The organism is Bradyrhizobium sp. MI1.3, assembly GCF_055811695.1.
Genome location: NZ_JBVVPQ010000011.1, coordinates 139,395 through 154,818, shown reverse-complemented (window position 1 = coordinate 154,818; position 15,424 = coordinate 139,395). Strand labels below are relative to the sequence as shown.

The 15,424-nt window shown below is 64.9% G+C and carries 15 protein-coding genes; 13 read left to right on the top strand and 2 right to left on the bottom strand.

The genetic code is table 11. The annotated features are described in order from the left end of the window. Positions 1 to 12: 12 nt before the first annotated feature. The 3 genes from AC0L3A_RS10995 to AC0L3A_RS10985 all read left to right on the top strand — a co-directional run bounded on the left by AC0L3A_RS10995 (position 13) and on the right by AC0L3A_RS10985 (position 2,113). On the top strand, positions 13 to 1,206 hold the full coding sequence (locus AC0L3A_RS10995) for an MFS transporter (RefSeq protein WP_473254351.1): 1,194 nt from the start codon (positions 13 to 15) through the stop codon (positions 1,204 to 1,206). 139 nt (positions 1,207 to 1,345) lie between these two features. Next, positions 1,346 to 1,765, top strand: a complete 420-nt coding sequence (locus tag AC0L3A_RS10990) for a hypothetical protein (RefSeq protein ID WP_007594853.1) — start codon at positions 1,346 to 1,348, stop codon at positions 1,763 to 1,765. Between the two features lie 138 nt (positions 1,766 to 1,903). Next, positions 1,904 to 2,113, top strand: coding sequence for a hypothetical protein (locus tag AC0L3A_RS10985; RefSeq protein WP_007594851.1), 210 nt, complete (start codon positions 1,904 to 1,906; stop codon positions 2,111 to 2,113). 257 nt (positions 2,114 to 2,370) lie between these two features. On the opposite strand, the gene AC0L3A_RS10980 is transcribed toward AC0L3A_RS10985, so the two are convergent. Beyond that, on the bottom strand, positions 2,371 to 3,336 hold the full coding sequence (locus AC0L3A_RS10980) for a LysR family transcriptional regulator (protein WP_219678637.1): 966 nt from the start codon (positions 3,334 to 3,336) through the stop codon (positions 2,371 to 2,373). 121 nt (positions 3,337 to 3,457) lie between these two features. Here AC0L3A_RS10980 and AC0L3A_RS10975 point away from each other — a divergent pair, with 121 nt between their 5' ends. The 9 genes from AC0L3A_RS10975 to AC0L3A_RS10935 all read left to right on the top strand — a co-directional run bounded on the left by AC0L3A_RS10975 (position 3,458) and on the right by AC0L3A_RS10935 (position 12,642). Beyond that, on the top strand, positions 3,458 to 4,495 hold the full coding sequence (locus AC0L3A_RS10975; RefSeq protein WP_007594848.1) for a class 1 fructose-bisphosphatase: 1,038 nt from the start codon (positions 3,458 to 3,460) through the stop codon (positions 4,493 to 4,495). Positions 4,496 to 4,507: 12 nt separating this feature from the next. Continuing rightward, positions 4,508 to 5,383 carry a phosphoribulokinase gene (locus AC0L3A_RS10970; RefSeq protein WP_354127344.1) on the top strand — a complete coding sequence of 292 codons (876 nt, stop codon included), beginning with the start codon at positions 4,508 to 4,510 and terminating at the stop codon, positions 5,381 to 5,383. A gap of 16 nt (positions 5,384 to 5,399) precedes the next feature. Continuing rightward, on the top strand, positions 5,400 to 7,421 hold the full coding sequence (gene tkt / locus AC0L3A_RS10965) for a transketolase (protein ID WP_473254350.1): 2,022 nt from the start codon (positions 5,400 to 5,402) through the stop codon (positions 7,419 to 7,421). A 14-nt stretch (positions 7,422 to 7,435) separates the two neighbouring features. Next, the gene (gene fba / locus AC0L3A_RS10960; RefSeq protein ID WP_007594838.1) at positions 7,436 to 8,521 is read left to right on the top strand and encodes a class II fructose-bisphosphate aldolase; all 1,086 of its coding nucleotides are present in this window, start codon (positions 7,436 to 7,438) and stop codon (positions 8,519 to 8,521) included. A 31-nt stretch (positions 8,522 to 8,552) separates the two neighbouring features. Continuing rightward, the gene (locus AC0L3A_RS10955; RefSeq protein ID WP_007594836.1) at positions 8,553 to 10,013 is read left to right on the top strand and encodes a form I ribulose bisphosphate carboxylase large subunit; all 1,461 of its coding nucleotides are present in this window, start codon (positions 8,553 to 8,555) and stop codon (positions 10,011 to 10,013) included. Between the two features lie 11 nt (positions 10,014 to 10,024). Next, positions 10,025 to 10,432 carry a ribulose bisphosphate carboxylase small subunit gene (locus AC0L3A_RS10950; protein WP_354127342.1) on the top strand — a complete coding sequence of 136 codons (408 nt, stop codon included), beginning with the start codon at positions 10,025 to 10,027 and terminating at the stop codon, positions 10,430 to 10,432. Between the two features lie 98 nt (positions 10,433 to 10,530). Then, complete coding sequence (gene cbbX / locus AC0L3A_RS10945; protein WP_473254349.1) at positions 10,531 to 11,466, top strand: CbbX protein; 936 nt, start codon at positions 10,531 to 10,533, stop codon at positions 11,464 to 11,466. After that, positions 11,463 to 12,200, top strand: coding sequence for a ribulose-phosphate 3-epimerase (gene rpe, locus AC0L3A_RS10940; RefSeq protein ID WP_473254348.1), 738 nt, complete (start codon positions 11,463 to 11,465; stop codon positions 12,198 to 12,200). Before cbbX ends, rpe begins: the two co-directional genes overlap by 4 nt. 229 nt (positions 12,201 to 12,429) lie before the next feature. Further along, entirely contained in the window at positions 12,430 to 12,642 is a 213-nt protein-coding gene (locus AC0L3A_RS10935; protein WP_354127340.1) for a hypothetical protein, read from the top strand. Between the two features lie 114 nt (positions 12,643 to 12,756). On the opposite strand, the gene AC0L3A_RS10930 is transcribed toward AC0L3A_RS10935, so the two are convergent. Further along, the gene (locus AC0L3A_RS10930) at positions 12,757 to 13,593 is read right to left on the bottom strand and encodes a universal stress protein (RefSeq protein ID WP_007594814.1); all 837 of its coding nucleotides are present in this window, start codon (positions 13,591 to 13,593) and stop codon (positions 12,757 to 12,759) included. Between the two features lie 209 nt (positions 13,594 to 13,802). On the opposite strand from AC0L3A_RS10930, the gene AC0L3A_RS10925 reads away from it, so the two are divergent. Next, on the top strand, positions 13,803 to 15,341 hold the full coding sequence (locus AC0L3A_RS10925) for a Do family serine endopeptidase (RefSeq protein WP_473254347.1): 1,539 nt from the start codon (positions 13,803 to 13,805) through the stop codon (positions 15,339 to 15,341). Positions 15,342 to 15,424 lie beyond the last annotated feature (83 nt).

The following is a 15,424-nucleotide window of genomic DNA, read 5'->3' as shown; positions in this document are numbered from 1 at the left end:
GAGACTGTGTGAATGACGATGAATGCCACGATCGAGACCGCGCCGGATCCGGATGCAGTGTCGCAGCTCCTGACCTTCGTGCTTGCCGCGGCCTGTGGCATGGTCGCCGCCAACATCTATTACGCCCAGCCGCTGATCGCCCCGATCAGCGCCGCGCTCGGCCTGTCGCATGAAGCGGCGGGGCTGATCGTCACCATGACGCAGATCGGCTACGGCGTGGGGCTTCTCTTCATCGTGCCGCTCGGCGACTTGGTCGAGAACCGTACCCTGATCTGCTCCGTCATCACGCTCGGCGCGGCAGCCCTGCTCGCCGCGGGGTTCGCGTCCCACGCGCTGCCTTTCCTGATCGCCGCGCTGTTCATCGGGCTCGGCTCGGTCGCGGTGCAGATCATCATTCCCTATGCGGCGCATCTGGCGCCGGCAGCCATTCGCGGCCGCGTCGTCGGCAACGTCTCGACCGGCCTGATGCTCGGCATCATGCTGGCGCGGCCGGTGTCGAGTTTCGTCACGGCGATGCTGTCGTGGCACGCGGTGTTCTTCTCTTCGGCCGCGCTGATGATCGTGCTCGCAGCCGTGCTCTGGATGACGCTGCCGAAGCGTAAGCCGGTCGCGCGGATGCATTACGGCGAGTTGCTGCTGTCGATGCCGCATCTGGCGCGGACCACGCCGCTGCTGCGCCGCCGCGCGCTGTACCAGGCCAGCCTGTTCGGCGCCTTCAGCCTGTTCTGGACCGTGACGCCGCTGCTGCTCGCGAGCGAGTTCGGCTTCACCCAGAGCGGCATCGCGCTGTTCGCGCTCGCCGGTGTCGCCGGCGTGTTCGCGGCGCCGATCGCGGGGCGGCTTGCCGATCGCGGCCACAGCCGCATGGCAACACTGGTCGCGCTGCTGCTCGCGGCCGTGGGTTTCCTGATCACGCATGTCGGCGCGGCCGGATCGGTGCTGAACCTCGCCTGCCTGGTCGTGGCCGCGATCGCGATCGACATCGGCGTGCAGGGCAACGTCGTGCTCGGCTTCCGCGCGATCTTCGCGCTGGGGCATGAGCACCGCAGCCGCCTCAACGGCCTCTACATGGCGACGTTCTTCACGGCGGGCGCGGCGGGCTCGGCGGTCGGCGCCTGGGCGTTTGCGCAAGGCGGCTGGACGCACGCATCGGCCATTGGCCTCGCGTTGCCCGTCGCAGGGCTGATCTATGCGGCCACCGAGTAGCGGCCGCGGTGGTCCAGATTGCGCGATTCGGCCCGTTTACCAAGGCCGTCCGGCCGGCAATTTCCACCTCGCAGTTTCCCTGCCGCTGTAGTACTTTGGTCGCAAGCGAGCCTGGTTAACGGGCGGCAGGGGGAGGCTGATGAGGCGTGCGGGGCTGGTTGGCGTACCGCGGGTACGACCATGGTCGTGGCAGGCGTTTCTGCTTGGATTCGTCGTTGTCGCGATGTCGGCTGCGCTCCAGGGCGTCTGTGTTGCGCTCGGCGCAAAACTTTATTTCGCGGCGTTCCTACCCAGCCTGTTCGTGCTCGGCATTGTCGCGGGCGCACCGGCGGCGGCGTTCGCCGCGGTGCTTACAATTCCGCTGGTGTGGTGGGCGTTCATGCCGCCCTTCTTCGAGTTCAATTCGCTGACCAGCGCGCATGCCGATTCCATCAAGCTGTTCTGTCTGCTCGCCGTGCTGGTGATCGGCCTTGCCGATCTCTGCCGTGCGACGATGGCGATCATCAGCCGCGGCGGGTTGAAGCCGCGGAGCGAGAGCGCGGCAACGAATTCGCAATAGATCGGCCTTGCGCGGTCGCGCACGTTGCGCGCAGGCAACAGTCCGGAAACCATTCGCACGCTTGCTGTGCGGCGCTAACTTTTCGAAAAAGATTTGGCCGCAATTTCTCCCCCGGGAATGACGAGGGAGTTTTCGGACATGAACGGCCAAATCACCGGTCACGCCATCTTGGAGAACGTGCGCCGCTACCGCGGTATCGCGTCGCTCTATCGCCAGACCGCTGCATTCCGTCCGGGCCAGAGCTGGTCGCTGCTCGAGCAGGCGAAGGATTGGGAAGCGCGGGCGCTGCTGGAGTTGGAAGCCTATTTTGCCGCGCGGATGGACTACGCCGCGACGCGTGCGGCCTGATCGTTAACCATCGGCGCGGCCTTGGGCAGGCCCGCCGAGGGGCCGGTCGTCGGGTCGCGTACGGAGACCACGGGGCGATTACGGAGTTCTCTCGACGCCCGCCTGTGCTAGCAACGTCCCGACCGAGACATCCCAATTCGGCCGGGGCAAGCGATGACCACCTTTAACCGCATCTTCACGACCGAGCGCCTGCTCCAGATCATCGTCATTCTCGCGGCCACGGTCGCGATGAAGCTGATGGGCTGAAATTCGACGGGCTATCGCGCGCCGAGTTCGGGCAATTCGGGAAGATAGTTCGACCCCTCCGATCCCAAGAAATCGAACATCGCCTGCGCCGGTGGCAACAGCACCTTGTCGCTGCGGCGGATCACGTACCATTGCCGCACGATCGGCAGGCCCGCGACGTCGAGCACGATCAGCCGGCCCTCGGTGAGCTCGTGCGCCACGGTGTGGGCCGAGATGAAGGCGATGCCGAGCCCGGCGATGACAGCCTGCTTGATGGTCTCGTTGCTGCTCATCTCCATGCCGATGATCGGCTCGAGATCCGACCTCTGGAACATGCCTTCCATCAGTGTCCGCGTGCCCGAGCCGGGCTCGCGGGTGAGAAAGGTCTCGTGCACGAGGTCGGTGAGGTTGAGGCCGGAATCCTTCTCCAGCCAGTGCCCCTTGCGCGCGACGATGATGTGCGGATTGCGCCCGAGCTGACGGACGTCGACGCTGACATCGGCCGGTGGCCGACCCATCACCGCGAAATCGAGATCGTAGCCGTGCATGGCCTCGCGGATCTCCTCGCGATTGCCGACCGTGAGCTTGAGCTCGATCTTCGGATACCGCTTCGAGAATGCCGCGATCGCGTGCGGCACGAAATACTTTGCAGTCGAGACAGCGCCGAGATGCACCGTGCCGCCGGTCCGCCCCGCAAGCAGGTCGAGCGCGCCCTGGCAGTCGGCGATTGCGGCTTCGACCCGCTCGGCGAGGGTAAGCACCTCCTTGCCCGCCTCCGTCAGCAGCATGCCGTCGCCGGTCCGCTGCAGCAGCGGCAGTCCGGCGAGATCCTGAAGCTGGCGCAGTTGCTGGGTCACGGCCGGCTGCGTCAGGCCGAGTTGGGTCGATGCGGCCGTGACGCTGCCCTTGGCCGCGAGCGCCGCGAGCGAGCGAAGCTGCCGGATCGTCAGATGCCGGAGCTGTGCTGAGGCATTATAAGATAATTCTTTGGCACTCATTATGAATAGAAATTTTCCTTATTAAGCCGCCCCTGTCAATCTCATCGTTGTTGGCACTGACCGGACCGGACCTCCAGCGGGGAGGGAACTGGATACGGCACCAGCAAGGGGATGGACGCAGATGACCGGGCAACTCAGGCTGGACGACCACCTTCAGCGGTATTCCGAGACGGCGCCGCATGCGCTGGCCGTGGCGGCCGCGGTCGACGCCATCGCGGCAGCCGCGATCGAGATCGCCGATCTCATCGCGACGGGAGACCTTGCGGACGCATCGGGCCTGACCACCGGCCGTAATAGCGACGGTGACGTCCAGCGCGATCTCGACGTGCAGGCCGACGCGATCCTGCGCCGCTGCCTCGGCAAGTTGCCGATTGCGGCACTGGCGTCAGAGGAGATGCGCGAACCGCAGATCGGCGACCGCGCGGCGAAGATCTGCGTCGCGATCGATCCGCTCGACGGCTCCTCCAACATCGACATCAACATGACCGTGGGCACGATCTTCTCGATCCTGCCCGCGCCCGATGATCTCACGCTCGCCTTCCATCAGCGCGGCTCGGCGCAGCTCGCGGCGGGGTTCGTCACCTATGGTCCGCAGACCTCGCTGGTGCTGACGCTTGGCGAGGGTGTCGACATCTTCACGCTTGACCGCAAGTCCGGTTGCTTCCGTCTCGCCCGCAGCGCCGTGCAGATCTCCGAGACCTGCGAGGAGTTCGCGATCAACGCCTCGAACCGCCGGCATTGGGAACAGCCGGTGCGCGCCTTCGTCGACGAATGCCTCGCCGGTGTGGAAGGGCAGGCCAATCACAATTTCAACATGCGCTGGGTCGGCTCGCTGGTTGCCGAGGCCTATCGCATCCTCACCCGCGGTGGCGTGTTCCTCTATCCCTCCGATGCACGGCCCGGTTATGGCGACGGCCGCCTGCGCCTCGTCTACGAGGCGCACCCGATGGCTTACATCATCGAGCAGGCCGGCGGCTCGGCTTCGACCGGGCGCGAGCGCATCCTCGAACTCTCGGCGCAGAGCCTGCACCAGCGCGTGCCGCTGATCATGGGCTCGAGCAACGAGGTGCAGCGCGTCGAGGAGCTGCATTGCGATCCCTTGCTGGTCGCCAGCGTCTCCGCACCGCTGTTCGCGCGGCGCGGCTTCTTCCGGCTGTGAGCGAGGCATCCTATGTCCAGGAAGTATCCGATCATCTCCATCACCGGCTCTTCCGGCGCCGGCACCACGTCGGTCAAGAAGACCTTTGAGCAGATCTTCTTCCGCGAGAAGGTCAACGCCGCCTACATCGAAGGCGACGCTTTCCATCGCTATGACCGCGCGGAAATGCGCACGCAGATGGCGAAGGAGGCCGATCGCGGCAACAGGCATTTCAGCCATTTCAGCCCCGAGACCAACCTGTTCGAGGAGCTGGAGCGGGCGTTCCGCGACTATGGCGAGACCGGCACGGCGATGACGCGGCACTACGTCCACGATGCCGAGGAATCCGCGCTGCATGGTGCCGCACCCGGCACCTTCACCGAATGGAAACGACTGCCGGAGAGCTCCGATCTGCTGTTCTACGAAGGCCTGCACGGCGCGGTCGTCACCGACAAGGTCAACGTCGCGCGCTATGCCGACCTCAAGATCGGCGTCGTGCCCGTCATCAATCTCGAATGGATCCAGAAGCTGCATCGCGACCGCAGTGCGCGAGGCTATTCGACCGAGGCCGTCACCGACACCGTTCTGCGGCGGATGCCCGACTACATCCACTACATCTGCCCGCAATTTTCCGAAACCGACATCAACTTCCAGCGCGTGCCCACGGTGGACACCTCCAATCCATTCATCGCGCGCTGGATCCCGACGCCGGACGAATCGATGGTCGTGATCCGCTTCAAGAACCCGCGCGGCATCGACTTCCCCTATCTGCTCTCGATGCTGCCGCAAAGCTGGATGTCCCGCGCCAATTCGATCGTCTGCCCCGGCGCGAAGCTCGATCTCGCCATGCAGCTCATCCTGACGCCGCTGATCATGCAGCTGATCGAGCGCAAGCGAAACCTGAAGTGAACAAGGAGAGTATCCGATGAACATCTCCGTCCACGCTGACGCCGACCTCACGGCGGTTGCGCACAGCGATCTCGCCAATGCCGTCCGCTTTCTCGCGGTCGATGCCATCGAGACCTCGCAGTCCGGCCATCCCGGCCTGCCCATGGGCATGGCCGATGTCGCGACCGTGCTGTTCTCGCGCTTCCTGAAATTCGACTCGGCTCACCCCAATTGGCCGGACCGCGACCGCTTCGTGCTGTCGGCGGGCCATGGCTCGATGCTGCTCTATGCATTGCTCCATCTCACCGGCGGCGACCTCAGCCTCGATGACATCAAGGCCTTTCGGCAATGGGGCTCGAAGACGCCGGGGCATCCGGAATATGGCCACACGCCGGGCGTCGAGACGACGACCGGTCCGCTGGGGCAGGGGATTGCGACCGCGGTGGGCATGGCCCTCGCCGAGCGCATGGCCAATGCGCGGCATGGCGATGGCCTCGTCGACCACTTTACGTATGTGATCGCCGGCGACGGCTGCCTGATGGAAGGCATCAGCCAGGAAGCGATCTCGCTCGCCGGCCATCTCGGGCTGGGCCGCCTGATCGTGCTGTTCGACGACAATGGCATCTCGATCGACGGCCCGACCTCGCTCGCGACCTCCGACGACCAGCTCGCGCGCTTCGCTGCCTCCGGCTGGTCGGTTCGCCGTGTCGACGGGCACGATCCCGAAGCAGTTGCGCAGGCGATCGCCGAGGAGCGTGAGAGCACAAGACCGTCATTGATCGCCTGCCGCACCATCATCGGCTATGGCGCGCCGGATCGTCAGGGCACCGAGAAGGCGCATGGCGCGCCGCTCGGCACCGAGCAGGCGGCAGCGGCGCGGCGAGCGCTCGGCTGGGACTATCAGCCCTTCGTGGTGCCAATCCCGATCCTGAAAGCATGGCGGATGATCGGGCAGCGCGGGCAGGTCGCGCGTCTCGCCTGGCTCGATCGCTATGAATGCGCGACGCCCGAGCAGCGCGATCTGTTTGTCGAGGGCAAGACGGTTGCCCTGCCGAACGCCTATGCCCAAGCCTCGGCGAAATTGCGCGAACGCTTTGCCACCGAGCGTCCGAAGCTTGCGACGCGGCAGGCGTCGCAACAGGTGCTCGACGGCATCGCAGGGACGATTCCCGGATTTGTCGGCGGCTCGGCGGACCTCACGCATTCGAACCTGACGCATGCCAAGGCGCAGACCCCGGTCAAGCGCGACGCGTTCGCCGGCGATTACATCCATTATGGCATCCGCGAGCACGGCATGGCGGCCGCGATGAACGGCCTCGCGCTGCACGGCGGCTTCATTCCCTATGGCGGCACCTTCCTCGCCTTCTCTGATTACAGCCGGCCGGCGATCCGCCTTGCGGCGTTGATGCGGATCCGCGTCATTCATGTGATGACCCATGACTCCATTGGTCTCGGTGAGGACGGCCCCACGCATCAACCAGTCGAGCATCTCGCAGCGCTTCGCGTCATTCCGAACCTGCTTGTGTTCCGGCCGGCCGACGCGGTTGAGACGCTGGAAGCCTGGGACTGCGCGCTCCAAGCTGAAAATCGTCCCTCCGTGCTGTGCCTGTCCCGTCAGGCCCTGCCGACCTTCCGCAGCGATGTCCGTGGAAGAAACCGCGTCGCACGCGGCGCCTATCTGATTGTTTCGCCGGACGGCGGCCGAGACGTGACGCTCATTGCAACAGGTTCGGAAGTCTCGACTGCGCTGGAAGCGGCTCGCCTGCTTGCCACCGAGCATATCCGCGCGGCCGTGGTCTCCGCACCCTGCTTCGCGTTGTTCGAGGAGCAGCCGGAGGACTACCGCGCTGCCGTGCTCGGCACTGTGCCCCGGGTGGGCATCGAGGCGGCAGTCGCCGGCGATTGGCATCGCTGGATCGGCACTGATGGCGAATTCGTCGGCATGCGCGGCTTCGGTGCCTCGGCGCCTGCACCCGTGCTCTACCGCGAATTCGGCATCACGCCGCAAAGCGTTGCGGAAGCCGCCCGGCGGGCGATGGCCCGCACAGGCAAGCAATAACAGGAGGAATTGTCGTGGCCCGTATCACCCTTCGCCAACTGCTCGACCACGCCGCCAGTCACGGTTACGCGGTGCCGGCGTTCAACATCAATAACATGGAGCAGGGTATCGCGATCATGCAGGCGGCGGCCGAGGTCGATGCGCCCGTCATCATCCAGGCTTCGCGCGGCGCGCGCAGCTATGCCGGCGACCTCATGCTCTCGCACATGATCGACGCGCTGGAGCGGACCTATCCGGACATCCCGCTCTGCATGCACCAGGACCACGGTAATGACGAGGCGACCTGCGCCTCCGCCATCGCGCATGGCTTCACCTCGGTGATGATGGACGGCTCGCTCAAGGCCGACGCCAAGACCGCGGCCGATTACGCCTACAATGTTGCGATCACCAGCCGCGTCGTCGATCTCGCGCATTGGGTCGGCGCTTCCGTTGAAGGCGAACTCGGCGTGCTCGGCTCGCTCGAGCATGGCGGCGGCGAGCAGGAGGATGGCCACGGCGTCGAAGGCACGGTCAGCCATGATCAGTTGCTGACGGATCCCGACCAGGCGGTCGACTTCGTCCGCGCCACCAAGGTCGATGCGCTCGCGATCGCGATGGGCACCTCGCACGGCGCCTACAAGTTCAGCCGCAAGCCGGACGGCGACATTCTGGCCATGCGGGTGGTCGAGGAGATTCATCGCCGGCTGCCGAACACGCATCTCGTGATGCACGGCTCTTCCTCGGTGCCGCAGCCGCTCCAGGACATGTTCAACCAGTTCGGCGGCGAGATGCCGCAGACCTGGGGCGTGCCGGTCGAGGAGATCGTCCGCGGCATCAAGAGCGGCGTGCGCAAGGTCAATATCGATACCGACTGCCGACTGGCGATGACCGCGGTGTTCCGCAAAGTTGCGGCGCAAACGCGCTCGGAGTTCGATCCACGCAAATTCCTCAAGCCGGCGATGGATGCGATGCGCGAGCTCTGCCGCGAGCGCTTCGAGCAGTTCGGGACCGCAGGACACGCCAGCCGGATCAAGGTCGTTCCCTTGAGCGAGATGGCGCGGCGCTACCGCGCCGGAGAACTCGATCCGAGCGTCGACGCCCGCGAGCCTGTCGCAGCCTAATCATTCAGAGAGAGAAGAGCAGGAGAGAGCCATGAACGCACACGCAGGAACCGTCCGCGGCAAGGAAAGATATCGATCGGGCGTGATGGAATACAAGCGCATGGGCTATTGGGAGCCTGACTATGTGCCAAAGGACACCGATGTCATCGCGCTGTTCCGCGTCACGCCGCAAGAGGGCGTCGATCCGATCGAGGCGTCGGCCGCTGTCGCCGGCGAATCCTCGACGGCGACCTGGACGGTGGTGTGGACCGATCGCCTGACCGCCGCGGAGAAGTATCGCGCAAAATGCTATCGCGTCGATCCGGTGCCGGGCACGCCGGGCTCGTATTTCGCCTACATCGCCTATGACCTCGACCTGTTCGAGCCGGGCTCGATCGCCAACCTCTCGGCCTCGATCATCGGCAACGTGTTCGGCTTCAAGCCGTTGAAAGCGCTGCGTCTGGAAGACATGCGCTTCCCCGTCGCTTATGTGAAGACGTTCCAGGGACCGGCAACCGGCATCGTGGTCGAGCGCGAGCGGCTCGACAAGTTCGGCAGGCCGCTGCTCGGCGCCACCGTCAAGCCCAAGCTCGGGCTTTCGGGCCGCAATTACGGCCGCGTGGTCTACGAGGCGCTGAAGGGCGGGCTCGACTTCACCAAGGATGACGAGAACATCAACTCGCAGCCGTTCATGCACTGGCGCGACCGCTTCCTCTATTGCATGGAGGCGGTGAACCGCGCGCAGGCGGCCTCCGGCGAGGCGAAGGGCACCTACCTGAACATCACCGCGGGAACGATGGAGGACATGTACGAGCGCGCCGAGTTCGCGAAGGAGCTCGGGTCGTGCATCGTCATGATCGACCTCGTGATCGGCTACACCGCGATCCAGTCGATGGCGAAATGGGCGCGTCGCAACGACATGATCCTGCATCTGCATCGCGCCGGTCACTCGACCTACACGCGGCAGAAGAGCCACGGCGTGTCGTTCCGTGTCATCGCCAAGTGGATGCGGCTTGCCGGCGTCGACCACATCCATGCCGGCACGGTGGTCGGCAAGCTCGAAGGTGATCCGAACACCACGCGCGGCTATTATGATGTTTGCCGCGAGGACTTCAACCCGACCAAACTCGAACACGGCCTGTTCTTCGACCAGTCCTGGGCGAGCCTGAACAAGATGATGCCGGTCGCCTCCGGCGGCATCCATGCCGGCCAGATGCACCAGCTGCTCGACCTGCTCGGCGAGGACGTCGTGCTGCAGTTCGGCGGCGGCACCATCGGCCATCCCATGGGCATCGCGGCCGGCGCGATCGCCAACCGCGTGGCGCTGGAGGCGATGATCCTCGCCCGCAACGAGGGGCGCGACTACGTCCACGAAGGTCCGGAGATCCTGGCCAGGGCGGCCGAGACCTGCACGCCGCTGAAAGCTGCGCTCGAGGTCTGGAAGGACGTGACCTTCAACTATGAATCCACCGACACGCCGGACTTCGTGCCGACCGCGCTCGAAACCGTTTGAGGAGATTTGACATGAAGCTGACCCAAGGCTGCTTCTCGTTCCTGCCCGATCTGACCGACGACCAGATCACCAAGCAGGTGCAGTATTGCCTGACCAACGGTTGGGCGGTGAACATCGAGTTCACCGACGATCCGCATCCCCGCAATACCTATTGGGAGATGTGGGGCCTGCCGATGTTCGATCTCCAGGACGCCGCCGGCGTGATGATGGAGCTCACCGAATGCCGCAGAGTGTATGGCGACCGCTACATCCGTCTCAGCGGCTTCGACTCCAGCCATGGCTGGGAATCGGTGCGGATCTCCTTCATCGTCAACCGCCCGCCGCAGGAGGCCGAGTTCGAGCTGGTGCGGCAGGAGGTGGGTGGACGCGCGATCCGCTACACCACCGTGCGTCGGCAGCCCGCGCACGCGCCAACCTAACTCATTCTCCTCCGCGCGGAGCACTCCCTGCTCCGTTTCCTTGGCGGATCACTGCTTCGCCGCTCCCCCGCGGCGAAGCCCTTTTCTTCGAGGTGCCGATGCTGGATGTTCCCCACGCAATGACCACTAAGCCCGGCGAGACCAGTTTCGATCTCCGCAAGGAGGCCGAAGAGGCTGGAATCACCGGCACGTTGCAGCAGCTCGAGCAGGAGCTGATCGGATTGAAGCCGGTGAAGAACCGCGTGCGCCAGATCGCGTCGCTCTTGCTGATCGAACGTATCCGGCAGCGTGCGGGACTGGCTTCGTCGCCGCCGACGCTGCACATGTCGTTCACCGGCAATCCCGGCACCGGCAAGACGACCGTCGCGTTGCGCATGGCAAAGATCCTGCACGGCCTCGGCTTCGTGCGGCGCGGGCAGGTGATCTCGGTGACGCGCGACGATCTCGTCGGCCAGTATATCGGCCACACCGCGCCGAAGACCAAGGAGATCCTGAAGAAGGCGATGGGCGGCGTGCTGTTCATCGACGAAGCCTATTATCTGCACCGTCCCGACAACGAGCGCGACTATGGCCAGGAGGCGATCGAGATTCTGCTCCAGGTGATGGAGAACCAGCGCGAGGACCTCGTCGTGATCCTTGCCGGCTATGGCGAGCGAATGACCAGCTTCTTCGCCTCCAATCCCGGCTTCCGCTCGCGCATCGCCCATCACATCGACTTTCCGGACTATGCGGAAGCCGAGCTTCTGGTCATTGCCGAATTGATGCTGAAGGAACGGGGTTATCGCCTGTCGGCGGCGGCGCGCGAAGCTTTCGAGAAATACATTGCGCTACGCCGGACCCAGCCGTTCTTCTCCAATGCGCGCTCGATCCGCAATGCCGTCGACCGCATCCGCCTGCGGCAGGCCGATCGCCTGGTATCCGATCTCGATCGCATGCTCGAGATCGCCGACCTCGAAACGATCGATCCCATGGACGTCCTGGCGAGCCGCGTGTTTAGCGGCGTTGCGGACGCGCAGGGGAGTGCGAAGCCATGACCAGAGAAATCCTCATCGCGCCGTCGATCCTGGCTGCGGATTTCGCCCGCCTCGGCGAGGAGATCACGGCGATCGACGCTGCGGGTGCCGACTGGATTCATTGCGACGTCATGGATGGGCATTTCGTTCCGAACATCAGTTATGGCGCGGACGTCATCAAGGCGATCCGGCCGCTGACGAAGAAAATATTCGACGTGCATCTCATGATCGCGCCGGCCGATCCCTATCTCGAGGCGTTCGCGAAGGCCGGCGCGGATGTCATCACGGTGCATGCCGAAGCCGGTCCGCATCTCGATCGCTCGCTCCAGGCCATCCGCGCGCTCGGTAAGAAAGCCGGTGTCAGCCTGTGTCCCGCCACTCCCGAAAGCGCGATCGAATATGTGCTCGATCGTCTCGATCTCGTCCTGGTGATGACGGTCAATCCGGGCTTTGGCGGCCAGTCCTTCCTGGAGTCCCAGCTCGAGAAGATCGGGCGTATTCGAAGCATGATCGGCGACCGGCCGATCCGGCTCGAGGTTGACGGCGGCATCACGCGCGACAATGCAGCGGCCGTGGCCGCTGCGGGTGCCGATACGCTTGTGGCGGGCTCCGCCGTGTTTCGCGGCAAGAGCAGCGCAGACTATGCCGGCAACATCGCCGCCATCCGCGCTGCTGCGGAAGCCGGCAGGGTTCCGGAGCTGCAACATAGTTCGACGCAGACGATCCGGACCGGTGAGCCCGCGCTCATCCGGTAGGCTACCGGATACAGGCGGAGCGAGCCGGTACCCGAATGGGCTGTGCCAGGGCCTGCCACTTTCCACCAGACATATTGAGTCCGCGCTGATTGGAACTTTCGGCCCAACACGCGTTTGCCTAGAATCAAACGGGTCAAGCGCGCGGCGGGCGCAGCAAATCTTTTGCACAACCGCCATCGCCCTGACGCAAATAAGGGCAATAAGCTCTATGAATGCGAGGGAGGGTCTCATGGACAACGTACGTCGCTACCGCGCGCTAGCGTCCCTCTGTCGTCAGCAGGCCGCCTACCGGCCGCTCCAGAGCTGGGAACTGCTCGGTCAGGCCGAACATTTCGAATATCTCGCCGAAGTCGAACTCAAGGCGCATTTCGACGCGTGCAATGCGCAACACGACGAGGACGGCGTCGAGGCCTCGGCGTGGGAGAGGCCCGCCGCGGCGTGACGGGCCAACCTGTTCGAATATGACCCGAACTTGCCGACGCCGGCACCGCTCAAGGACGCGGTTGTCGGCTCGAACGACAGGGCTTGTGACCGGCCCGACCTGGTCGTCCCTCGATTAATGCGACATCAGCGTCGGGACCGTCATGGCTTCCAGCATGGCGCGGGTGACGCCGCCGAGGAACCGCTCCTGCAATCGCGAATGGCCGTAGCCGCCCATGACCAGAAGATCGAGGTTCTCATCGGCTGCCAGCGACAGCATGGTCGGCTGAATGTCGGAGCGCGCCGCCGACAGGTTGACGGTGCGGGTCGACAGTCCGCGCCGGCCGAGATGCCTTGCCAGATTGCGCGTCGAGACTTCGTCGGGAACCATATCTGTTTCGTTGATCGCAATGATCACGATCTCCTCGGCGCGAGCCAGGAATGGTGCGGCGTCGCGCATGGCGCGCGCGGCGAGGCGGCTGCCATCCCAACAGATGCCGATCCGTTTCGCCTTGAACGCTCCATGGAAGGTGTAGGGCAGGAAAAGCACCGGGCCGCCCGCCTGGAACAGGATCTCGCGGGGCACATCGTTGTCGAGTGAGCCTTGCGCCGGATCCGGCTGGAGCACGATGCTGAGATCGTGCAGCCGCGCCATCTCGCCAAGCAACCCGACCGCATCCCCCGGCATCGCCCCGAGTGGGTGGCATGTGTAGGAAATGCCGGCGTTCATCGCTTCGCTCTTGAACACCGCGAGCGCCGCCTCGGCCCGCTCCACTGCGCTTTCGCGCTCCATCTCGAACACCGCCGCCACCGCAGCGCCGCCCTCCATGACGTAGGCCGCACTGGTTGCCACATAACCAACCGCGACTGCGTCGAGATGGGCGTTGAGGCCCGCTGCGAGTGAGATCGAGCCATCGATCACCGGGCGCATCGGCCGCTCGGTAGGGATGTGGACGAGAATGTCTTTGTACATGACCGCCTCCGATGGACATCATCCGGTAGCTGCAGTCTTTCACGGTGCGCAGCGCCCGCGTTGAGCTGCATCAAACGTGCAGTCTCGACTTTTGGCCGTGTCGCCGGCCCCGGCTACTTTGCCAAGATTTAATCGCGTGGACGGGACGCTGTAAGGTGGCGACCACCATGTTGGGTCCAAGGCGACTTACCCAACATGGACATATCGACATGAACGATCACGTCAATTCCGACACCACCGCGTCCAGCAAGATCCTGAGACCGCGCCGGCTCGCGCTGCTCGGCACCGTGGCCGCGCTTGGCCTGGCCGTGCTGGCGACTGCCCCCGGCTCTTCGCCGTTCAGCGCGAACTCCTTCATTGCGCCCGCCCAGGCCGCGGAGAGCGCCGCGACACCGCCGGGCTTCGGCGACCTCGTCAGCAAGGTCAAACCCGCCGTCATCTCGGTCCGGGTCAGGATCGACCAGGACAACGACAAGAGCGCGATGCTGCAACAGAACCGGATGGATTCGGACGAAGCATCGCCGTTCGACCAGTTCTCACGGCAATTCGGCTTCCGCGGCCCGGGTGGCATGGAAGGCATGCCGCGCCAGCACCGCCAGATGATCACGGGTGAGGGCTCCGGCTTCTTCATCTCCGCGGACGGCTACGCCGTGACCAACAACCACGTCGTCGATCACGCCGAGTCGGTGCAAGTGACGATGGACGACGGCACCATCTACAGCGCGAAAGTGGTCGGCACCGATCCGAAGACGGATCTCGCGCTGATCAAGGTCGAAGGCAAGAAGGATTTTCCGTTCGTCAAATTCTCCGACCAGAAGCCGCGTATCGGCGACTGGGTGGTCGCGGTCGGCAATCCCTTCGGCCTCGGTGGCACCGTGACCGCCGGCATCGTCTCGGCCAGCGGCCGCGACATCGGCAACGGTCCCTATGATGACTTCATCCAGATCGACGCGCCGATCAACAAGGGTAACTCCGGCGGCCCGGCCTTCGACATGAATGGCAACGTGATCGGCGTGAACACTGCGATCTTCTCGCCCTCCGGCGGCTCGGTCGGCATCGGCTTCGACATTCCGGCCTCGACCGCAAAGCTCGTCGTCGCACAGTTGAAGGACAAGGGCGCGGTCACACGCGGCTGGCTCGGCGTGCAGGTGCAGCCGGTGACGTCGGATATCGCCGACAGCCTCGGCCTCAAGGAGGCGCGCGGCGCGATCGTCGACAATCCGCAGGACGGCAGCCCGGCAGCGAAGGCGGGCATCGAGGCGGGCGACGTCATCACCGCCGTCAATGGCACCGCGATCAAGGATTCCCGCGATCTCGCCCGCACCATCGCCACCCTGGCGCCAGGCACGTCCGTGAAGCTCGATGTCGTCCACAAGGGCGACAACAAGACGGTGACACTGGCGCTCGGCGAGTTGCCGAACGAGCGGCAGGCTAGAGCCGACGAGGGCAAGTCGCAGCCAGATGCCGGCATGCCGCCGCGTCTCGGCCTCAGCCTGGCTCCGGCCGGGGACGTCCAGGGCGCCGGCCAAAAGGGCGTCGTCGTCACCGAAGTCGATCCGCAAGGGCCGGCCGCGCAACGCGGCATCCAGACCGGCGACGTCATCCTCAATGTGGGCGGCAAGGCCGTCGCCAATATCGGCGATGTCCGTTCGGAGCTGGCGCAGGCGAAATCGTCCGGCAAGCGCAGCGTGCTGCTGCAAGTCAGAAGCGCGCAGGCGACCCGGTTCGTGGCGGTGCCGCTCGCATAAGTCGAACGTCGATCGGCGCAACTCCAAAAAGGCGGCCTACGGGCCGCCTTTCCTGTTCGCCGTCAGGATTTCGGATGCCCGCC